The organism is Methylobacterium mesophilicum SR1.6/6 (assembly GCF_000364445.2).
In the GTDB taxonomy this organism is placed as follows: Bacteria; Pseudomonadota; Alphaproteobacteria; order Rhizobiales; family Beijerinckiaceae; genus Methylobacterium; species Methylobacterium mesophilicum_A.
Genome location: NZ_CP043538.1, coordinates 5,917,223 through 5,938,149 on the forward strand (window position 1 = coordinate 5,917,223; position 20,927 = coordinate 5,938,149).

Here is a 20,927-nt window from a genome sequence, read left to right on the forward strand (position 1 = left end):
GATGTTACACCAAGGCCATCCGATGAGACCGAGCCGCCGGGCCCTGCTGCAAGGCGCCGGTGCCCTCCTGGGAACCGTGCCACTGCGCGCCGCCGCGGCCGACGCGACTGCCCGCGGCGCCGTCGGAGGAACCGTCAGCCCGGTCATGGCCAGGCTCAGTGCCTATATGGGCGAGGCCCGGGACCGCGCGCTCCCGGACGGGATCGTGGAGAAGGCCAAGCACCACATCCTCGACACCTTCGCCGCCATGGTGTCGGGCTCCGGCCTTCCGCCGGCCAGGGCCGCCTACAGCTTCGCGACCTCCTACGGCGGCTCGGGCGAAGCGACGCTCGTCGCCTCCAGGGGCACGGCCGATCCGCTCGTGGCCGCCCTGGTCAACGGCATGCTGGCCCACTCCGACGAGACCGACGACTCGAACGAGTTCTCGCAGTCGCATCCGGGCGCGCCGATCGTGCCGGCGGCGCTAGCCGCCGCCGAGACGTTCGGGATCGACGGCACGCGCTTCCTGCGCGCCGTCACGCTGGGCTACGACGTCGGCCCCCGCGTCACCCTCAGCTTCGACGCGATCCCGTTCCGCAACACCAGCCACAAGAGCACCCACGCCATCGCGGGCGCCTTCGGGGCTGCGGCCGCCGCCGCCTGCGCCGCCGGGCTGGACGCGCAGCAGATGCGCTGGGTGCTCGACTATGCGGCCCAGCAATCCTCCGGCATCGGCGCCTGGACGCGCGACACGCAGCACATCGAGAAATCCTTCGTGTTCGCCGGCATGCCCGCGCGCAGCGGGCTCACGGCAGCGCTGATGGTGAAGGCCGGCTGCACGGGCATCGACGACATCTTCTCGGGGGCCGACAACTACTTCCTGGCCTACGCGCCCGACGCTCGGCTGGACGAGCTGACGGCCGGCCTTGGCACGCGCTACGAGATCGCCCGCACCAACATCAAGAAATGGACGGTGGGCTCGCCCATCCAGGCGCCGCTGGATGCCTTGAGCAACATCCTGCAGCGGCATCGCATCGAGCCCGAAGCGGTGACATCGGTCACCGTCCGCGTGGCCCACACCGAGGCGCGGATCGTCGACAATCGCGACATGCCCGACATCTGCCTCCAGCACATGGTGGCGATCATGCTGCTCGACGGGACGGCCTCGTTCCAGGCGGCGCACGACAGCGACCGCATGGCCGACCCGACGGTGCTGCGCCTGCGCGCCAAGGTCCGGCTGATCCCGAGCGACGAGCTGGAGCGCCTCGAACCGGCGCGGGCCGCCATCGTGGACATCGCGCTGAACGACGGGACGGTCCTGTCCGACAAGGTGCTGGCGGTCCGCGGCACGGCCGACAACCCGATGCCGCGGGCGGAGGTGGTCACCAAGTGTCGCGACCTGATGGCGCCAATCCTCGGCGCGGACAGGACGTCCCGGCTGATCGACGCCGTGCTGGCGATCGAGACGGTCGGGACCATGCGCGACGTCGCGGGCCTGCTGCGCCTGGGCTGAGTGATCGCGAAGGCGCGTCGAAGACGGTGCGTCCCGCGCCACGCGACGGGACCCGAGCCGGGCGGATCCCACGATGGCACGAATCTGCAGGCGTTCCCTGACCGGCCTGGCCGCGCTCGGCAAGCCGCTCATCCGCAACGCGTTCGGCCTCGCCATCGCCGCCAAGAAGGCCGAGACCGGTCCGAGCGCGCGCCGCTGCCTCGCCGATCTTGGCGGGCGACTGCGCGTCGTCGCCGGTGAGGGATGATGGAGCGGATCGATTTCCTGGGCCTGCAGGCCTTCCTCAGCATCGCCAATTGGGGCAGCTTCAACCGGGCCGCGGCCAGCCTCAATCTCTCGCAGGCCGCCCTGAGCCACCGCCTGAAGAAGCTGGAGGACGAACTCGGCGTCAGGCTTGTCGCGCGGACGACGCGGCAGGTGACGCTGACACCCGCCGGCGTCGAACTTCTGCCGAGCGCGCAGCGCATCGTCGACGAGCTCTCCCAGATCTTCGGCACGCTGCGGCGGCAGGGCCGCGAGAGCCAGGACGTCGTCAGGTTCGGTTGCCTGCCGACGATCGCCGGCCACCATCTCCCCGTCATCCTGCAGGGCTTCAGCGCCGCCCACCCGGGCGTGCTGGTGCGGGTCCTCGATCAATCGGCCACCGCGATCATCGAGCGCGTGCGGGCGGGCGAGGCCGAATTCGGCATCACCATCATGTCGGCCCAGCACTACGACCTCGACATCACGCCCATCCACCAGGAGGCCTTCGTGCTGGTGTGTCGGGCCGATCACGCGCTCGCCCGCGCGAAGGTGGTGACGTGGTCCGACCTGGACCGCGAGATCCTCATCAAGATCGGCGAGCAGACCGGCAACAACCTGCTCATCGCGGCAGGGCTGGGGGGACGCTACGCCGACGTGACCTGGACCTACGAGGTGCACCGCGTCGCCACCGCCATCGGCATGGTGCGCGGGGGCTTGGGCGCCACCGTCGTGCCGCGCCTCGCCTTTCAGGCCGCCGACGAGGGAAAGATCGTCGCCGTGCCGCTCCGGGCCCCGAGCATCGCGCGGACGATCGGCATCGTGACGCGCCGCAATCACACCCTGTCGCCGGTGGCGGAGAGCTTGGCCCGGATGATCCAGGCGTACTTCAACGCGCTCTGATCGCGCCGCGTGCCGGCCGTATCCGGTCCGGTGGCACCGCACCAAGCTGCCCGCGAACGACCAGTTATTCTTCGATCTTCTGCATCAATCCCCTCAATCTAATCATTTGTTTGCGCGACCCGACCGCCTTAGCCCTGCATGCACGATAGTGCCGCGAGCGGCGGTGCATCCCTCGGGAGCGATGAGACATGGCGGCTGCAGCGCGATCGGGCCTCGTCGTGACGGCCCATCCGGGCGACTTCGTCTGGCGCGCCGGCGGCGCCATCGCCCTGCACGCGCGCAAGGGCTACCGGATGAAGATCGTCTGCCTGTCGTTCGGCGAGCGCGGCGAGAGCCAGTGGGCCTGGAAGAAGGCCGGCGTGCGCCTCGAGGACGTGAAGGCCCAGCGCCGCGCCGAGGCCGAGGAAGCGGCCGGCATCCTCGGAGCCGAGATCGAGTTCCTCGACGTCGGCGACTATCCCCTGCGCGTCGACGAGGCCGTCCTCGACCGGCTGGTCGACGTCTACCGCGAGGAGCGTCCGGCCTTCGTGCTGACCCACGCCCTCGAAGATCCCTACAATTTCGACCATCCGGTCGCTGCCCACGCGGCGCAGGAGGCCCGGGTGATCGCCCAGGCCGCCGGGCACAAGCCGGACCCGGGCCGCAGCTACGCCGCACCGCCCGTGTTCCTGTTCGAGCCGCACCAGCCGGAGCAGTGCAACTTCAAGCCCCAGGTCATCCTGAACATCGATGCCGTGTGGGAGACCAAGGTCCGCGCGTTCCAAGTGCTCGCCGCACAGAAGCACCTCTGGGAGTACTACACACGCGTGGCGCTCAACCGCGGCGTCCAGGGCGGCCGCAACTCCGGGACGGCGATGACCTACGGGGAGGCCTATCAGCGCCTGTTCCCGATGACGCTGGAGGAGCTGGCATGAGCAACGTCGTCGTCCGCAACATCCCCCGCGTCGCACCGGCCGTCGCCGACACGCTCGCCGGGCACGGCGTCTCCACGGTCCACGAGGCGCAGGGGCGCACCGGTCTCCTGAAGACCTACATGCGGCCGATCTGGCCGGGCGCCGCGATCGCCGGCAGCGCCGTCACCGTGCTGGCGCAGCCCGGCGACAACTGGATGCTGCACGTGGCCATCGAGCAGTGCCGCCCCGGCGACGTCCTGGTGGTGGCCTGCACGACCGACAACACCGACGGCATGTTCGGCGACCTGCTCGCCACCTCGCTGAAGGCGCGCGGCGGCGTCGGCCTGGTGATCGACGCGGGCTGCCGCGACGTGCGCACGCTCAAGGAGATGGGCTTCCCGGTCTGGTCGCGGGCGATCTCGGCCAAGGGCACGGTCAAGGCGACGCTGGGCAGCGTCAACGTCCCCGTGGTCTGCGCGGGCGCCGTGGTCCGGCCGGGCGACGCGATCGTGGCGGACGATGACGGCGTCGTGGTCGTCCCGCACGCCGAGGCCGAGGCCGTCGCCGCCAGAGCGGACGAACGGGCCGCGAACGAAGTCGCCAAGCGCGCCCGGCTCGCGGCCGGAGAACTCGGTCTCGACCTCTACGGGATGCGCCCGGCGCTGGCGGCCGCCGGCCTCGAATACCGCGACGATCCGCAGGACTGACGAGCGCCGAGACAGAGGCCGGCAGACCGTCCGCGAAGAGACGGCGCCGGCTGAACCGTGCTGCCCGCCCGGCCGGCGGCCGAGCGGCGCGCGATCCCGTATGGCCGGAGGAGACGCATCATGATGAAGCTCGGCTGGTACCACACGCTCGATCAGACCGAGCGCCGAACCTACTGGGCCTGCTTCGCGGGATTCGGCCTCGACGCGATGGACACGACGATCTACGCCCTCGTGATCCCGGCGCTGATCGCGACGCTGGGCCTGACGCAGGCCGAGGCCGGCTACCTCGCCACGGCCTCCCTCGCGGGGGCCGCGGTCGGCGGCTGGGCTGCCGGCATCCTGGCCGACCGGATCGGCCGCGTCAGGATCCTGCAGCTCACCATCCTGATGGTCGCGGGCTTCACCTGCCTGGCCGCGTTCATGAGCGACTTCTGGTCTCTCGCCGTCGTCCGCTTCCTTCAGGGCCTCGGCTACGGGGGCGAGGCCGCGGTCGGCGGCGTCCTGATCAGCGAGGTGATCCGGCCCGCGCTTCGCGGGCGTGTCGCCGCCTCCGTCCAGAGCAGCTACGCGGTCGGGTACGCGATCTCGGTCAGCCTGCTGCCGGTCATCGCGTCCCTGTTCTCCGAGGAGATGGGCTGGCGCGTCTTCTTCGCGATCGGCATCGTCCCGGCCGGGCTCGTCTTCTTCATCCGCCGGCTCGTCCCGGAATCCGGCATCTACGCCGCGGCGCGGGCCGCGCAGCGCGACGGCGTCGTGCCGCCGCCGTTCTGGACGATCTTCACCGGCCGGCACCTGCGCCGCACGGCCGCCGCCGCGATCATGTCGACCGGCATCTTCGGCGGCGCCTACGTGATGATCACGTGGCTGCCGACCTACCTGCGCACGGCGCTCGGCCTCTCGATCAAGTCGAGCACCGGTTACCTCGCGATGAACATCCTCGGCTCCCTCGTCGGCCCGCTCCTCTACGGCTGGCTGTCGGACCGGATCGGGCGGCGGCCCGCCTTCATGACGTTCCTGCTGCTGCAGTCCGGCAACGTCGCGATCCTGCTGCTCGCACCGGTCGGCCTCACCACGACCATCGTCCTGAGCTTCTTCCTCGGCGCATTCCAGGGGGCCCTGGCCTCGGGCATGCTGCCGACCTTCGCGGAGCTGTTCCCGACCTCGATCCGGGCGAGCGGCCAGGGCTTCTGCCTGGGCGGCGGTCGCGGCTTCGGCTCGGTCGTGCCCGCCACGGTGGGCATCCTGGCCGCGAGCCTGCCGCTGGGGACGGCGATGGGAGCCTGTGCCCTCTGCGCCTACGGGGTCGCCTTCTGCGCGGCTCTGCTCCTGCCCGAGACCGCCGGCACGGACCTGCACGAGCAGGGCCGCGGTCAGACAGCGAGGACCGGTCATCAGGAGCACCCGTCAGACATCGTCTCGGCCTCGTAGGGACGCGGCCGGGCGGCTGCTTCGCGCCCGTCCCGGCCATCTGGCTGGCCCTGGCTGTGCGCAGAGCAACTCATGGAACCCGGCATCTCCCGTGCGACCCGCACGGCGGACGCGGCGTGGGCGGTGCTCGAACCGCTGCCGCCCACCGTTGTGCACGGCAGGGAGCGCGTGGGCTCGCTCTGCGCGCGTCGTCCGAAATCGCCTCGTCCTCAAGGCCTCCGGTCGGGGCTGATCCTCTCCATCAGCCCCGTCCAGAGCCGACCGGTCCGGTCGAGGCTGACCGACCGGGCGTTCGGTGACGGACCAGCTCGCCGGGCGCCCGACGTGAAACCGGCTGGTCCACACCCCGCCGCTGCCGTTCAGGCGGATCTATCCAGTGTTCGATGCATCCACGATTGCGGGTCTCGCCGGCCGGCTCGTCGATCGGTGCCGCTTTGTCAGTTTCCGACTTTTGGTTTGACGCGTTTTAACCATCTTTGATTGACTGACAGGCTCGGTAATTTTAACCTTTAGAAAAACCGAGGACACGTCCGGGCTCAGGAGTGACTCCGATGGACTCACGCACGGGAAGCGGGGCCTGCTCCAGATCGCTCGCGCTCACGAGCCTCGTGGCCGTCCATCTCGCCGTGCCGGCCGCGGCGCAAGACGCCGACGTGGTCCACCCGACGGGCCGGACGGCAGCCTACAGCGACCGCGACACGGACGTGCGGCAGCCCGCGACGTCCGATCTCACGGTCGTCACACGGGATGTCCTCGGCAGGCTCGGGGTCGCCCTTCCGTTGCAAATCCAGGTGGTCCGCACACGAGAAGTCGCGGTCGAGGCGATCAAGCTGTTCGGATTGCCCCCCGGAGCGACGATCAGCGATTCGATCAACGCGTTCTCGCCGTCGAGCGAGGTCGCGGATGTCGACATAACGTCGTGGGATCTCTCGAAACTCCAGCTGACGCAGCGTGGCGACCGCGAGCGGAGCCTGTTGCTCGCGGTCGCGGCGATCTGGTCGCCGGCGGGCGGCAGCGCCCTCGAAGTCACGTCGAGTCGCTTCAAGGTCAGCTTCGTGCGGGCAGAGGCCGAGCAGGCCGCCGCTTCCACTGGCGAGCCCGGTCGTCTCGATGCACCCAGCACACGGACCCAGGCGCCTCTGCCGGCTGCCGGGGTGACGCCGAGTTCGCATGTCTTCGTCCCGGAGACGCATGTCGCACCGCTTCAAACCGGGGCGATCGATCGCCCGGCAGTTCCACCGCTCGGCGAAGGGAACCGCGCCGAGAGGATTGACGGAGCGCCCCGTCCGCGGCCGGCGCCGTCATCGCCGCTATCACAGCCGTCAGCGCAGCCGGCGCCATCGGTCGACCCGCTGGTGGAGCGGGCCCGGGGCCTGATCCGTCTCGGCGACATCAGCGGTGCTCGCCTCCTGCTGGAGCGCGCGCAGGCGCGCAACGCGCCGAACGCGACCTTCCTGCTGGCGCAGACATGGGATCCGGCCGTCCTGCGCGCCTGGAACGTGCGAGGCCTGCGGGCGGACCCGGATCTCGCCAGGAGCCTGTACGCGAAGGCCGCCAGTCAAGCCCGATCGGATGAGCAGCGGCTCACCGCGACGGATCGCTGACGCGCGGCGAGGCACCGGGGGATCATCGAGGAGCGCGGACATGCCGAGACTCGCAACATGCGCAGCCCTCTTCGGGCTTGCCGTCCTTGCCATCGGTCCCACCGCAGGTGCCCGGGAGGCCGCGGCGCCCGAGGGCGAGGCCCAGACGGAGGTGGCGCTCGGTGAGCGCATGAATGCCAGCACCGTCACGGTGGTGACGGGTACGCCCGGTGGGACCTATTTCCGCGTCGGCGCCGATCTGGCCTTCGTGCTGGATGACGGCGACAGACTGCGCATCCTGCCGATCCTCGGCAAGGGCGCGGGCGAGAACGCCTACGACATCCGCTTCCTCAGGGGTGTCGATCTGGGCTTCGTCCGCACCGACACACTGGAGCAGCTGCGCCAAGACAAGCGTCTGAAGAACATCGAGCGGCACATTCAGTATATCGCCAAGCTCTTCGACGACGAGCTGCACGTCATCGCGCCGAACGCGATCAAGACGGTGGCCGATCTCGCCGGCAAGCGGGTCAGCTTCGACGTGAAGGGGAGCGGGACAGACTACAGCGGCCGGGCGATCTTCCGAGAACTCGGCGTCAGCGTGGAGGCGATCAACGTCGATCAGCCCACCGCCCTCGAAATGCTGCGCAAGGGCGAGATCGAGGCGGTCGTTTCGGTGGCGGCCAAACCGGTCGCCTTCATCGCGGGCTTCGATCCGGGCGATCGCTTCCACTTCGTCAAGACGCCGTATCCGGATACCATCAACCAGGCCTACGTGCCCGCCAGCCTCAGCCATGCCGACTATCCGAAGCTCGTGACCGGGGAGGCGGTCGAGACCGTCGCGGTCGGCACGATCCTGGGTGTCTACAACAGCCCCAAGGGCTCGGCGCGCTACGACAAGCTCGTCCGCTTCGTGGATGCGTTCTTCGGGCAGTTCGACAAGTTCCTGGCCCCGCAGCGGCACCCGAAGTGGCGCGAGGTCAACCTCGCCGCGTCGGTCAATGGCTGGACGCGCTTCCGGCCGGCTCAGGATTGGCTCGATCGGCATCGGGACCAAGAGGTCGCCGGTCAGCCGGAACTGGAGCGCTTCTTCCGGTCCCAGCCCGATCGACCGGCCGGGAAGGAGGAGATCTATCAGGCCTACCTGAAATGGCGGCAGGCGCGGTGATAGCGCCGGGGCACTGAGCACCGCGAGCGGCGCGCCGTACGGGAGGTTGATGACGGGTCCGAAGCAGACGGAGGTCAACCCGTAGAGCCGTGCCCGATCGTTGTGCGATCGGTACACACCGCCACGGTGCCGAGGTTAGGATGCCCTGCGCCTGAGCCAAGGATGCATTCGCCCTTCAGCCGCCACGCCGTCATCCCGGGGCCGCGCAGCGGAGCCCGGGATCCAGAACCATCGACGCGCCTTGAATCTCCGCCCAAAGCGGTTCTGGATTCCGGGCTCGCCTTCGGCGCTCCGGAATGACGGCGCGAGAGCGGGTGGAGCAGTTCACCCCAGCCAGCCGTGTAGACACGTCTCATGCCATGAAGGCGCGCTGTCGTGTGCCGTACGCGTTGCAATCGGGCACGGCTCCAAGCCTTTGTTGTAACGCGCTCTCTGGCGCCGAACCGGCGTCTATTTCGGCGGAGAGCTCTCGAGCCGAACGGCGAACGGCCACCTCACATGGAGGGCCGAGAGTGACCGGTTTGCTTTCAGGGTAAATGGCCCGGGAACCGGCCGGCGTCCCGCCATCCGGAGCCCGCGCGGAGGGCTGATCGGGTGAGGCTCGGCCCGCGGAAGACGTCGCTACGGAACCTCGGCTTTCGGCGCGACGGCGGCGTCGTGCTGGCCGCTGCGGGCGAGGGCGGAGGCCACGAAGCCCGACGCCTTCATTTCCTCGATGAAGCGGCTGAGGTCGGCCAAGGCCGCGTCGCGTCCTTTCGGCACCGCCACGGCCTGCTCGATCACCATGAACCGACCGGGAAGGACGCGCATGTCCGCGTGTTCGCGCGCGTAGATCTCCAGCGGCTGACGGACCGAGGCGACCGCGTCCAGCCGCTCCTGCCGGAACAGGTCCAGGGCCGCCTGCGAGGTGGGCGCGAAGACGCGCTCGGCCGACGTGAGGGCGCGCGCCAGGTACAGATCGTAGGCCGTGTTTCGGCCGACCGCGATCCGCACCCCGGGCCGGTCGACTTGTCCGTTCTCGTGGAGTGGGGAATCCTGCGGGACCATGTAGGCGCCCTCGATGATCACGTAGGGCGGGGTGAAGGCGATCGTCTCGGCCCGCTTCGGGTCGATGGCCAGAAAGGCGACATCCCAGGTCTGCGGGCCGTCCAGCGCATCGACGACCTTGCCCGCGGTATCGAAGGTCGTGAACGACACCGGGACCTTGAGCCGGCGGCCGAGTTCGCGCGCCAGATCGGCCGAGATCCCGGCCGGCTCCCCGTCAGGCCCTTTCTGGGCCAGAACGATATTGCCGTAATTGATGGCCGCGCGCAGCGTCCCCGTCGGCGCGAGGCTGCGTGCGAATCCGTTGTCGTCCGCGTCCGCCATTCTGAGGCCTCCGGCGATGAGAATGATGAGGGCCGCGCAGAGGGCGGCCGGCCTTGTCACGGTGGGGATGCGCATCGTGGTGGGTTCGTCCTTCCGGCCAGTCCGCGTAGCTGTCAGGCGGGGTCCATGCGGGCGCGGCGGATCGCGCCCGCCCTACCAGCCGAACGGGATCCCGGCCTCTCCGGCGAGCCGGCGGAGGTCGGCCAGGGTGTCGTCGGGCAGGGCCAACCCCTCGGCGCGGTTCCGCGCGTCGTTGCGGGCCTCGATCTCCCCCGGATAGAACACCTCCTCAAAGCCCTGCGCCAGCGGCACGGCCTTCAGCTCGGCGATCAGCTGGTCCATGCGGGCGTTGAACTCAGGCAGCGGCTGGATCTGCGCGATGTCGATCGCGATCATCAGCTGCCCCGCCCCGCTGCGGTGCTCGGTCTGGTAGGGGCCGGTGACGCGCGGCCCGAAGGCGCTGCCGGTCAGCACGCCCGAGAGCATGTCCATCATCAGCGCGATGGCATAGCCCTTGTGCTGGGCCATCGGCAGGATGATCCCGTCGATGGCCGCCGCCGGATCGGTGGTCGGCCTGCCCGCCGCGTCTAGGGCCCAGCCGTCCGGGATCGGCTGCCCCTTCTGCTTGGCGAGGTAGACCTTGCCCCGGGCGACGCCGGTGTTGGCGATGTCGAGCGCCATCGGCGCGTGCGCGCCGGCCGGGCAGGCCCAGGACCACGGGTTGGTGCCGACCGTCTTCGTCCGGCCGCCCCACGGCGCCATGGCCGGGCTGGCATTGGTCGCGAGGAACGCCACGCAGCCCGCGTGGGCGGCCATCAGGGTGAAGTACAGGGCCGTGCCGAAGTGCCCGGAATTCCGCAAAGCGACGGCGCTGACCCCGTGCAGCTTCGCCCGGCGGATTGCCTCCCTCATCGCGTGGGCGGTGAGCACCTGCCCCATGCCGTCATGGCCGTCGATCACCGCGAGGCCGCCGGCATCGACCACCGTCTCGGGCTGGGCCGCCGGGGCGCAGACCCTCGCCTTCAGCCGGGCCGTGTACCACGAGAGCCGCATGACGCCGTGCGACTGGTGCCCCCAGAGGTCCGCCTGAACCAGGGTGTCGGCGGCGAGATAGGCCTCAGGCTCCGGCATGCCGGCGGCCGCGTAGACGGCACTGGCGAAATCGCGGAGCCGGTCGGCTGGGATGCGGGCGGGGCTGGCCATGGGACGCTCCTTCAGTCTCGGCGGGAGGGGCGGGTGCGCAACCGGAACGCGCGGTTGAGGAAGCCGCCGGCTATCGCGGCGTCGGCGCCCGGGCCGGTCGACGCGACGGTCCCGGACGGCCCGGGCCGTCAGCCCTCGGCCTTGGCGGGGACGTCCTTGGCGGGGACGTCTTTGGCGAGGAAGTCGAAGTCGCAGCCCTCCGGGGCCTGCGTGACGCTGCGCCGGTAGAGGGCCTTGTAGCCGCGGGTCGGGGCCGGCGGCGGCCGGTGGTCGGCGAGCCGGCGGGCGATCTCGTCCTGCGCGACCAGGAGATCGACGCGCTTGTCTTGGATCGACAGGCGGATGCGGTCGCCGTCGCGTACCGCCGCCAGCGGGCCGCCGACCGCGGCCTCCGGCGCCACGTGCAGCACGATCGACCCGAAGGCCGTGCCCGACATCCGCGCGTCGGAGATGCGGACCATGTCCTTCACCCCCGCCTGGGCCAGCTTCTTGGGGATCGGCAGGTAGCCAGCCTCCGGCATGCCGGCCGCGTGCGGGCCGGCATTCTGCAGGACGAGGATGTCGCCGGGCGCCACGTCGAGCGCGGGATCGTCGATCCGCGCCGACAGATCCTCCAGGCCGGTGAACACCACCGCCCGGCCCTCCGACTCGAACAGCTCGGGCGTCGCTGCCGCGCGCTTGAAGATCGCCCCGTCGGGCGCGAGGCTGCCGGACAGAGCCACGAGGCCGCCCACCGGCGACACGGGATCCGCCGCGGTGCGGATCACCGCGCGGTCGACCCAAGCCTCCGGCTCGTCGAGCCGCTCTGCGAGCGTCCGGCCCTCCACGTCCACGGTGTCGAGGTGGAGGAGCGGGCGCAGCTCGCGCAGGAGCGCGCCCATGCCGCCGGCGGCGTGGAAATCCTCCATGTAGCCCTGGCCCACAGGCTTCAGGTCGACCAGCACCGGCGTCTCGTCGGAGATCTGATTGAAGCGCTCGGGCGAGAGCCGGATGCCGAGCCGTCCTGCGATGGCGGTGAGGTGCACGATGGCGTTGGTCGAGCCCGACACCGCCATCAGCACGCGGATCGCGTTCTCGACCGACTTCTGGGTGATCACCTGGGAGGGCCGGATCCGCGTCTCGATCAGCCGCACCGCCGCGCGGCCCGTTTCCTCGGCAGCCACCAGCCGGTCGGAATGCACCGCCGGGATTGCCGCGGTGCCCGGCAGCGACATCCCGAGCGCCTCGGCGATGCACGCCATGGTCGAGGCCGTGCCCATCACCGCGCAGGTGCCCGCCGTGACCGAGAGCCGGCCCTCGACCTCGGCGATCTCCTCGGCGTCGACGGTGCCGGCCCGGTACTTGGCCCAGAAGCCCCGGCAATCCGTGCAGGCGCCGAGCCGCTGGCCGCGGTGGCGGCCGGTGGACATCGGGCCGGTCACCAGCTGGATCGCCGGCAGGTCGGCGGAGGCCGCGCCCATGAGCTGGGCCGGCACGGTCTTGTCGCAGCCGCCGATCAGCACCACCGCGTCCATCGGCTGGGCGCCGATCATCTCCTCGGTGTCCATGGCCATGAGGTTGCGGTACATCATGCTGGTCGGGTTGAGGAAAACCTCGCCGAGCGACACGGTCGGGAACGGCCGCGGCAGGGCCCCGGCCGCCAGCACGCCGCGGGAGACCGCCTCCACCAGCTCGGGCATGCCCCGGTGGCAGTTGTTGAAGCCCGACGGCGTCATGGCGATGCCGACCACCGGCTTGTTCAGCAGGTCGACCGAGATGCCCATGGAGCGCGCGAAGGAGCGGCGCAGGTAGCGGGCGAAGTCGCGGTCGCCGTAGTTGGTCAGGCCGCGGTCGAAGCCGTGCGGTTCGTCGGTCATGATCGTCTCCTCGCGTGGGCGGCTCGGGTGTCCCGGCCGACCGGTCGGTGTCGGCGGTCGCCTTGCTCCCGGCTCCTTAAGCGCGCGCCGGGCAGGTCCTCCGACGCGCGGCTCATCCCGCCCCTGTCCTTCTCGCCGCGATCCCGGCGGAGCGCCGCCTGATAGGTTGTGGTGGCCGCCAGAACCGGCATCGGGATGCAGAAGGCCTCCGGTTCGGCGCCGCCGACGAGATCCGTGCAGGCATGGCCCATCGGAGGGCCGTCCGAGAAGGGGCCACGCGGGATCCGGGGCACGAAAACGCCGCGGCGTAACTGCGTCCGCTGCCCGGATTGACGACATCGCCGGCTACGGGCCGGCGTGCGGATGAGGGCGCTCCTCGACCGCGAATTGGGTGACGGGAGCCTCTTCGCGGATGTCGACCGCGGGGACCATCGCACCCGATGCGGTCTTCAACTGGGCTGCGATGGCCAATGCCTGACGCCGAAGGACGCCGTGCTTCGCCAGATCGGCGAAATCAACGTCGCGTGGCAGGCATCGATTCCGGGCCGAGCATCAAGTCTCCCCGCGCTCCAGCAGCGCGCGGTAATCATCCAGGGTCAGTGCTTCGGCCTGGCGTGCGTCGATCGCGAGCCGATCCCGATCGGGCAGAACATCCCCGAACACGTCGATGCGCTTCCAGGCCGGAAGCTCGCCGGCTCGCTCCTGCCCCGGCACGAAGCCGGAGGTCGATTGCCGCTCGTAGCGATGGATGTAGCGCGGACAGTTCACGAAGACCTCGGCGATCCCGATCCGGATCACCAGTTCGGCGCCGGGATGCCGCGCGAGGATCTCCGCATCGCGGGACATCTGCGCCGTGCCGTGGAGGCGCAGGCGATGCGGTGTCTCGAAGTCGACGAACAGGAGGCCGAGCTTCGGGTTCGCCGCGAGATTGCCGGCGGTGAGATACATGCCGTTGCCGTCGTAGCTCGGGAGTTCGAGTTGGCGCGGGCTCACCACGCGCACGAAACCGCGCGCGCCGCCCTTGTACGAGCAGGTCGGAAACCCGCGATGGTCGATCGAGGTGACGAACGCCAGATCCTGCCGGGCGATGAAGGCCTGCTGGCGCGCGCTGAGCTCGCTTGTCACCGACAGGGTGCGCAGCCGGTTCGCGAGATCGCGGGTCTCGAATTCCTCTTGGAAGACCCGGTGCCGGGGACCGTAGAGATTGCTGATCGCCCCCAGCGGTGGCGTGAAGACGGCCGCGTCGGGTTGCGGCGTCGTGCTCCAGCGCAGGCGTTCCAGGCAGATCGCCCAGGCTGCGCCGTACCAGTCGGCCGTCTCCTGGCGGTCGAGGCGGGTGTGGGAGAGCGTCAGCTCGGTGACGTCCGGCCCGAGCGGGCGCAGGTCGATCTGGACCCGCGAGGCCGGGCCGGCCAGCGGCCCGTCTCCGGCGTAGTGCCACGTCATCGCGACGCGTCGCCCCGGCAGGATCTCCAGGAACGCGCCGGAGACCGCGTAGGCCCGCCCGTCCGGGTTGCAGCCCTCGAGGCTGAACGCGCCGCCGACCCGCAGCTCGCAGCGCGCCGCGCGGACCTCGCCGGCCCCCGGTGTCAGCCATTGGACGAGCCGGCGCGGGTCGGTGCAGGCGGCGAACACCAAATCCGCGCAGGCATCGAGCTGGCGGATGAGGGCGATCGCGATCCGCGGCTCGTCGGAGGCGTCATCGGACATGGCTGCGGCCCTTCCAGGATGATCGGGGCGATCCGTCAGACGATCGCGTCGAGGGGGCGGCCCCGCGTCTCGGGTAGGAACAGGGCCGAGACGAGAAAGGCGACGGCCAGGACGACGAGTGCGTACCAGAGCCCGGCATAGAGATTCCCGGTCATCGTGAACGCCGAGAAGGCGATGGCCGGCAGGAAGCCGCCGAACCAGCCCCCGACCGCGTAGGGCACGGAGAGGGCCGTGTTGCGGATGCGGGTCGGGAAAAGTTCGATCATCCAGGCGGCGAGGGGGGCCGAGGCCAGGGCCACGCAGGCGTTGAGAAGGCTGAGCAGGGCGATCAACGCCGGCAGGTTGGTCTTGGCCGGGTCGGCCTTGGCTGGATAGCCCGCCGCCGCGACCGCGGCCGCCAGGGCCTTGCCGAAATCGGTTGTCCGCGCGTCGAGTGCCTTCTTGTCGAGACCGGTTCCGTCGAAGGCGGCGAGGCTCGCCGTGCCGATCATGATCTGCACCGGACTGCCGGGCGGCAGGTCGCGGGTCGCGTAGGGCACGCCGAGCTTGGCGACGGTCCGGCGGGCGAGGTCGCAGGGGCTCTCGAACCGGGCGAGGCCGAACGGGTCGAACTGGCGGCTGCACCCCGACGGATCGGCGGCCACCACGACAGGCCTGTCGGCGACCGCCGCCGCGAGGGCGGGATGGGCGTAGCGGGTCACACCCTCGTAGACCGGCGCCGCCAGGAGGGCCGTGCCCAGGAAGCCCGCGAGCATGATCGGCTTGCGGCCGATCCGGTCCGAGAGCCAGCCCGCGGCGATCATGCAGGCGACGAGGCAGGTGCTGTAGCCGAGGATCGTGTAGTGCAGGAGGAACGGGTCGATCTTCAGGTTCAGCATCAGCAGATAGATCGGGTAGGTGCCCGTCGCGCTCGCGACCGACTGCCCGGCGACGAGGCCGAACAGGACCAGGAGCACGATCCGCAGGCTCGACCAGCGCCCCAGGGCCTCCCGGACCGGCTGGCGCGATCCGCCGCCGCCCCGGCGCATCCGCAGGAAGACCGGCGATTCCTGCAGTTTCAGCCGCATGTACACCGAGACCAGCATGAGGACGGCCGAGAGCAGGAAGGGGATGCGCCATCCCCACGCCTCGAACGCCGCCTTGCCGAGCAGCGTCTCGCAGGCGATCACCACGAGGATCGCCAGGACGAGGCCGCAGGCCATGGTGATGCCGACGGCGCTCGTCGCGAGGCCGCGCCGGTCGGCCGGCGCATGCTCGGCGATGTAGGTGACAGCACCGCCGAACTCGCCCCCGAAGGCGAGCCCCTGCACGATGCGCAGGCCCATCAGCAGGGCCGGCGAGAGCACGCCGATGGCCGCGTAGGGCGGCAGCAGGCCGATCGCCACCGTCGCGCCGCCCATGATCACGATCGTCAGGAGGAAGGTGTATTTCCGCCCGACGAGATCCCCCAGGCGCCCGAAGATCAGCCCGCCGAACGGTCGGGCGAGGAAAGTCACGGCGGCGGAGAGAAGGGTGAAGACGTAGGCGTAGGCCTCGTCCAGGCCCGAAAAGAACTGCCGGGCGACGATGGCGGCCATCGGCCCGAACAGGACGAGGTCGTAGGCCTCGAACACTGCGCCGAGGGAGGAGGCCACGATCACCCTCCGGACGCGCGCCCGATCCTCCGGGGCCGCCGCCCGCGCGATCCCTCCGCCGGTTTGTCCCGCGCGCCCTGCGGAACTCGGGACAGCGATGTTCTGGGCCATGGAAGGTCTCCCTGTTCTCCGGTTCGGCACCGTGGGGGACGCGGGCTCAGGGCGGGCCCGCCTCCCGCTTCATCTGGGCGAGCAGGTCCTCCAGCGCGTCGAGGCGCTCCGTCCAGAAGACTTCGTAGGCCTGGAGCCAGCGATGGGCCGTCAGCAGGGCCATCGGCTCGAGCCGGCAGAGGTGCGAGCGGCCCTGCACCTGCCGCGTGACCAGCCCCGCGGCCTCGAGCGTCCGCACGTGCTTCGACACAGCGACGCTCGACATCGGGAAGGCGGGAGCGAGCTCGCCGAGCCCATAGGGCCTCTCGGCGAGCATGCGCACGATCGCACGGCGAGTCGGGTCAGCGAGCGCATGGAAGAGAGCATCCAGGGCCGCCTCACACGCTTGAACCATGTGGTAATTCATAAAACCATTTGGTTTTATGTCAAGGACGATGCCGAGGGTTCGCGCAGGCTGGAATTCCCGGCCCATCGGCAAGCGAGATCCGGAGCCTCGTGCGCCGCAGCGTTGCTGTCGGAGTTGCAACTTCCACCGTCATCGCCCGCGCAGCGTAGCGACCCAGGGGAGCGCGGCCGCGACGAAGGTGGCGCCGGCGGGTCTCTCAGCTGGGCTCGCAAGGACGGCGATGCCGAAGTCGTCAACCGAACACGATCTCAGACGTACCGTGCGCCTCTCAAAGGCGATCGACGTCTATAGTCCTACGATGGTCGAGGCGGCCCAGAGGCGCGTTCGTCCGGCATCCGGCAGATCCGGGGTGGAAACCGGACACGCCACCTGTCCGGACCGCGTCGCAATCGCCCCGCTCGAAGGTGGAGCGCTCCGGCGTCATGCGGAGAGGGAGGCCTCCGCTTCGGCATAGCGGCTCGTCGGTCGTGCCAGTCCGAGATGGCCGCGCAGGGTCTCGCCCGCGTAGTCGCGCCGGAACAGGCCGCGGCGCTGGAGGATCGGCACCACCGTATCGACGAATGTCTCCAGCCCGTCCGGCAGCACGTCTGGCATCAGGTTGAACCCGTCCGCGGCGCCGGCCTGGAACCACGCCGCGATGTCGTCGGCGATCGCCTCCGGGGTGCCCGCGACGATACGGTGGCCGACCCCGCCGCCCAGCGCCCGGAGGAGTTGGCGCACGGTCAGACCCTCGCGCCGGGCGAGCGCGACGGTGCCGAGGAACATCGTGTGGTTGGCGTCCGGCGGCAGCGGCAGCGGGTCGGGCAGCGGCTGATCGAGGTCGAGGCGGGCCGGGTCGAGCCGCAGCGTCCCGGCAAGGCGGGCGAGGCTGTACGCCTCCGGCACGAGGTCCCAGAGTTCGTCCTGGCGCCGCCGTGCCTCCGCCTCGGTGGAGCCGATCACCGTGGCGAGGCCGGGCAGGATCACGAGCGCGTCCGGTCCGCGCCCGTAGCGCGCCGCCCGCGCGCGCAGGTCCCGGGCGTAGGCGACCCCCTCATCGACGGTCTGGGCCAGGGAGAACACCGCGTCGGCGGTGGCGGCAGCGAGTTCGCGCCCGTCCTCCGAGCCGCCGGCCTGGAAGGTCACCGGGCGCCCCTGCGCGCTGCGCGGCACCGTGAGCGGCCCGTCGACCGTGTAATGCGCGCCCCGGTGGCGGATTGCGTGGACCTTCCCGGTGTCGACGAACCGGCCGCTCGCCTTGTCGCCCACGAAGGCGTCGTCCTCCCAGCTGTCCCACAGGGCGTGGACCAGTTCAGTGAACTCCCGGGCCCGGGCGTAGCGCGCCCCGTGCGCGGAGGCGCCCGCGAAGCCGAAATTGCGGCCCGCTGCGGCATCGGCCGTGGTCACCACGTTCCAGCCGGCCCGGCCGCGGCTGACGAGGTCCAGGCTCGCGAAGCGGCGGGCGAGGTTGTAGGGCTCGTTATAGGTCGTCGAGGCGGTCGCCACGAGGCCGACATGGCTGGTCGCCGCCGCGACGCTCGCCAGCACCACGGTCGGTTCGAGGGCGTTGAACGGCCGGTAGTCGATCCGGTCGTTGATCGCCGGCGTGTCGGCCAGGAAAATCGCGTCGAGCTTGCCCCGCTCCGCGATGCGGGCGACGCGCACGAAATGGTCGATGTCGACGAAGGCGTCCGGACGGCTGTCCGGCAGCCGCCACGCGGACGGGTAGACGCCCGAATGCAGCAGGTTGACGTTGAGATGCAGCGTGCGTCCGCTCATCGTGGATCTCCGGGTCAGCGGACGCGCGGCAGCACCTGCTCGGCGAAGCGGCGCATCTCCGCCTCGAACGGCTGGAACTGCAGCATGAACAGCGCGATCCCTGCCGCGTGGAACGCCCGGATCCGCTCCGCCACGGTGGCGTAGCTGCCGACCAGCCCGGCGGCCGTGCCGCCGTTGGTGCCGACATGGCGGGCGGCGGCTGCGTCGGTCTTGGCGAACATCACGCTGGCCGCATCGGTCCGGGCGCGGGTGTCGGCGCGTAAGCCTGCGTCGCGCTGCGCCAGGGCGAGGAGCCGCGCGTGTTCGGCCTCCGCCTCCGCGTCGGTGTCCCGGGCGATCACGAAGGCCGAGAGGCCGTAGCGCAGCGGACCGTTCGCCGCGGGGCGCCGGGCGACGTCGGCGATCAGGGCGGCGACGTCCGCCAGCGGCTGGCCGTTGATGAACCAGACATCCGCGTGGTCGGCCGCCAGCGCCCGGGCGGGCTCCGACTCGCCGCCGAGATAGATGGTCGGCCGCGGCCTGAAGGTGCCGGCGGGGCGGAGCTGGTAGTCCTCGACCCGGAAATGCGCCCCCGCGAACGTCACCCGCTCGCCGCGCATCAGCCGGTCCACGAGGCCGATCCATTCCCGCCCGTAGGCGTAGCGGTCGTCATGGGCCGGAAACGGCAGGCCGGCGCGCTCGAACTCGGCCCGGTTCCAGGCATTCACGAGGTTCAGCGCGAAGCGCCCGCCGCTGACGTGCTCGATCTGGAGCGCCATCTTGGCGAGCACCACCGGGTGGTAGAGCCCCGGCTTGATCGCCGCGATGATCTCGATGTGCCGGGTCAGCGCCGCGAGCGCCGCCGCCCCCGTCCAGGCCTCGAGCTGGTCGCGGCCCGGATCGTAGGGGTTCATGGTGTGCTGGGCGACCAGCACGGAATCGAAGCCCAGGGCCTCCGCCTCCAGCACCAGGGCGCGGTTGCGCGCCCAGCTGGCGTCGTCCGGCTCGTCGGGATCGTGGTGGGACGCCCGGGAGCCGTGGACGGCCGCCCAGATGCCGAAGCGGGGCGCGCGGAGAGGTTCGCCCATCGCCTTCAGCCCCGCCCCACGGGCGGCGCCCAGATCGGCACGTCGGTGGCGTCGATCCGGCGGGGGATGAGCTTGGCCTCGTGGAACACGTCGGCGATGGCCTGCTGCTCGCCGAGCTGATTGCGCTCCACCGGCTCGACCGCGTAGGTGCGGCGGCTGTTGGCGGCGGCCACGACGGCCGGCGGCAGGTCGCCCCAGATCGGTGCGAGGAGCGCCACGGCCGCCTCCGGGTTCGCCCGCATCCAGGTCCCGGCCTCGACCAGCGCCCGGTAGACCGTGGCGACCACCTCCGGCTGTGCGGCGACGAAGCTGTCGTTGACGAGGTAGTAGCGGTGGTAGCTTGTCAGGCCGGTGGCATCGGCCACGACCCGCACCGGGCGCTTGGCCTCCGCGAAGGCGAGGAACGGATCCCAGATCGACCACGCGTCGAGGCTGCCCTGCTCGAAAGCGGCCGCGCCCTCCGGCGCCTGGAGATAGGCCGGCTTGATGTCGGCGAAGCTCAGGCCCGCGCGCTTCAGCGCGGCGGCGAGCACGTAGTGGCTGCCCGAGCCCCGCGAAACGCCGACCGTGCGGCCCTTCAGGTCCGCGACCGTGCGGATCGGCGAGTCCGTCGGCACGATGATCGCCTCGGCGGACGGCGCGCCGCGCTCGCGGGCGTAGAAGGTCAGCGGCGCCCTGGCCGACTGGGTGAAGATCGGCACCGCGTCGGCGACGTCGGCGTGGATGTCGACGGCCCCCGCCGTCATCGGCTCGATCACGCTGGTGAACAGGTGCCAGCTCGGCGTGAAGCCCAGCGGCGCGAGGCGCTCGGCGAGGGTCCCCTGCACCTTCAGCACGGTGAACAGCACCGAGGAGCGCTGCATGCTGATCTTCACCTCGCGCGGCGCCGCGTGCAGGGCCGGTGCACCGAGCGCCACGGCGGCGGCCCCGCCCAGGCCCGTGCGCAGCAGGGTTCGGCGGGACGGGGCGCTCCGCCACGGGGTGTCGTCGGTCACGGCGTACTCACGGGTCATAGGGGCTTTCGGGATGGTCGGTCGGAGACGCGGTTGCGGCGCCGGGTCGGCGCAGCGCATCGCCCCCTCGCGGCCGGCTTTATTGAAGACCTGGGCGGAGCTCAGGATCAATGAAACGGTTTTTTGATCTCGCCGCATGTCGTAGAAATAGCTGCTTCGTTCAGGCGCATCGGCAGCGATGCTGTTCCTGTGACGTGAGATGTGTCCGAGCATTGGCGAAAGCCGCGCGCGGCCGGGCTAGTGCCATTTCCGGTCGATCGCCTCAGCACCTCCGTCCTCGAGCGCGGCGAAGCGATCCCTTTGCGCCACGCGAGTCGAGGTCGCGCGGCCCCGGGTCAGCTCGCTTCGCCCCCGCTGACGGAGAAAGCGATGCTCGAAGGCTTCCGCCGG

General features: G+C 70.7%; 17 protein-coding genes. 8 read left to right on the forward strand and 9 right to left on the reverse strand.

The features are described from left to right. Positions 1-22 precede the first annotated feature (22 nt). From MMSR116_RS27970 to MMSR116_RS28005, 8 genes are all read left to right on the forward strand, one after another. Positions 23-1,492 (forward strand): MmgE/PrpD family protein, encoded by a 1,470-nt coding sequence (locus MMSR116_RS27970; protein ID WP_158169202.1) that lies wholly within the window; start codon positions 23-25, stop codon positions 1,490-1,492. A 73-nt stretch (positions 1,493-1,565) separates the two neighbouring features. After that, entirely contained in the window at positions 1,566-1,739 is a 174-nt protein-coding gene (locus tag MMSR116_RS27975) for a hypothetical protein (protein WP_010684188.1), read from the forward strand. After that, positions 1,739-2,635, forward strand: a complete 897-nt coding sequence (locus tag MMSR116_RS27980; protein WP_010684189.1) for a LysR family transcriptional regulator — start codon at positions 1,739-1,741, stop codon at positions 2,633-2,635. The genes MMSR116_RS27975 and MMSR116_RS27980 overlap by 1 nt, the downstream gene beginning before the upstream one ends. 188 nt (positions 2,636-2,823) lie before the next feature. Then, positions 2,824-3,549 (forward strand): PIG-L deacetylase family protein, encoded by a 726-nt coding sequence (locus MMSR116_RS27985; RefSeq protein WP_010684190.1) that lies wholly within the window; start codon positions 2,824-2,826, stop codon positions 3,547-3,549. Continuing rightward, positions 3,546-4,235, forward strand: coding sequence for a 4-carboxy-4-hydroxy-2-oxoadipate aldolase/oxaloacetate decarboxylase (locus MMSR116_RS27990; RefSeq protein WP_010684191.1), 690 nt, complete (start codon positions 3,546-3,548; stop codon positions 4,233-4,235). Before MMSR116_RS27985 ends, MMSR116_RS27990 begins: the two co-directional genes overlap by 4 nt. Before the next feature lie 120 nt (positions 4,236-4,355). Next, positions 4,356-5,663: an MFS transporter gene (locus tag MMSR116_RS27995; protein ID WP_010684192.1), complete on the forward strand. Its 1,308-nt coding sequence runs from the start codon at positions 4,356-4,358 to the stop codon at positions 5,661-5,663. Between the two features lie 626 nt (positions 5,664-6,289). Next, complete coding sequence (locus MMSR116_RS28000; RefSeq protein WP_244625549.1) at positions 6,290-7,267, forward strand: hypothetical protein; 978 nt, start codon at positions 6,290-6,292, stop codon at positions 7,265-7,267. Positions 7,268-7,307: 40 nt separating this feature from the next. Then, on the forward strand, positions 7,308-8,411 hold the full coding sequence (locus MMSR116_RS28005; RefSeq protein ID WP_010684194.1) for a TAXI family TRAP transporter solute-binding subunit: 1,104 nt from the start codon (positions 7,308-7,310) through the stop codon (positions 8,409-8,411). A 621-nt stretch (positions 8,412-9,032) separates the two neighbouring features. Here the strand turns inward: MMSR116_RS28005 and MMSR116_RS28010 are convergent. The 9 genes from MMSR116_RS28010 to MMSR116_RS28050 form a co-directional block, all read right to left on the reverse strand. After that, positions 9,033-9,779 carry an ABC transporter substrate-binding protein gene (locus MMSR116_RS28010; RefSeq protein WP_051072213.1) on the reverse strand — a complete coding sequence of 249 codons (747 nt, stop codon included), beginning with the start codon at positions 9,777-9,779 and terminating at the stop codon, positions 9,033-9,035. A gap of 153 nt (positions 9,780-9,932) precedes the next feature. Continuing rightward, entirely contained in the window at positions 9,933-10,982 is a 1,050-nt protein-coding gene (locus tag MMSR116_RS28015) for an Ldh family oxidoreductase (protein ID WP_010684196.1), read from the reverse strand. 128 nt (positions 10,983-11,110) lie between these two features. Then, positions 11,111-12,838: an IlvD/Edd family dehydratase gene (locus tag MMSR116_RS28020; RefSeq protein WP_010684197.1), complete on the reverse strand. Its 1,728-nt coding sequence runs from the start codon at positions 12,836-12,838 to the stop codon at positions 11,111-11,113. A gap of 552 nt (positions 12,839-13,390) precedes the next feature. After that, on the reverse strand, positions 13,391-14,548 hold the full coding sequence (locus MMSR116_RS28025) for an SRPBCC domain-containing protein (protein ID WP_010684198.1): 1,158 nt from the start codon (positions 14,546-14,548) through the stop codon (positions 13,391-13,393). Positions 14,549-14,583: 35 nt separating this feature from the next. Next, complete coding sequence (locus MMSR116_RS28030; RefSeq protein ID WP_010684199.1) at positions 14,584-16,293, reverse strand: MFS transporter; 1,710 nt, start codon at positions 16,291-16,293, stop codon at positions 14,584-14,586. A gap of 46 nt (positions 16,294-16,339) precedes the next feature. After that, positions 16,340-16,765, reverse strand: a complete 426-nt coding sequence (locus tag MMSR116_RS32625; RefSeq protein ID WP_432419881.1) for an ArsR/SmtB family transcription factor — start codon at positions 16,763-16,765, stop codon at positions 16,340-16,342. A gap of 354 nt (positions 16,766-17,119) precedes the next feature. Then, positions 17,120-18,457 carry an LLM class flavin-dependent oxidoreductase gene (locus MMSR116_RS28040; protein WP_010684201.1) on the reverse strand — a complete coding sequence of 446 codons (1,338 nt, stop codon included), beginning with the start codon at positions 18,455-18,457 and terminating at the stop codon, positions 17,120-17,122. Positions 18,458-18,471: 14 nt separating this feature from the next. Then, the gene (locus MMSR116_RS28045; RefSeq protein WP_010684202.1) at positions 18,472-19,524 is read right to left on the reverse strand and encodes an LLM class flavin-dependent oxidoreductase; all 1,053 of its coding nucleotides are present in this window, start codon (positions 19,522-19,524) and stop codon (positions 18,472-18,474) included. A gap of 5 nt (positions 19,525-19,529) precedes the next feature. Then, positions 19,530-20,537 carry an ABC transporter substrate-binding protein gene (locus MMSR116_RS28050; RefSeq protein ID WP_010684203.1) on the reverse strand — a complete coding sequence of 336 codons (1,008 nt, stop codon included), beginning with the start codon at positions 20,535-20,537 and terminating at the stop codon, positions 19,530-19,532. Between the last annotated feature and the right edge of the window lie 390 nt (positions 20,538-20,927).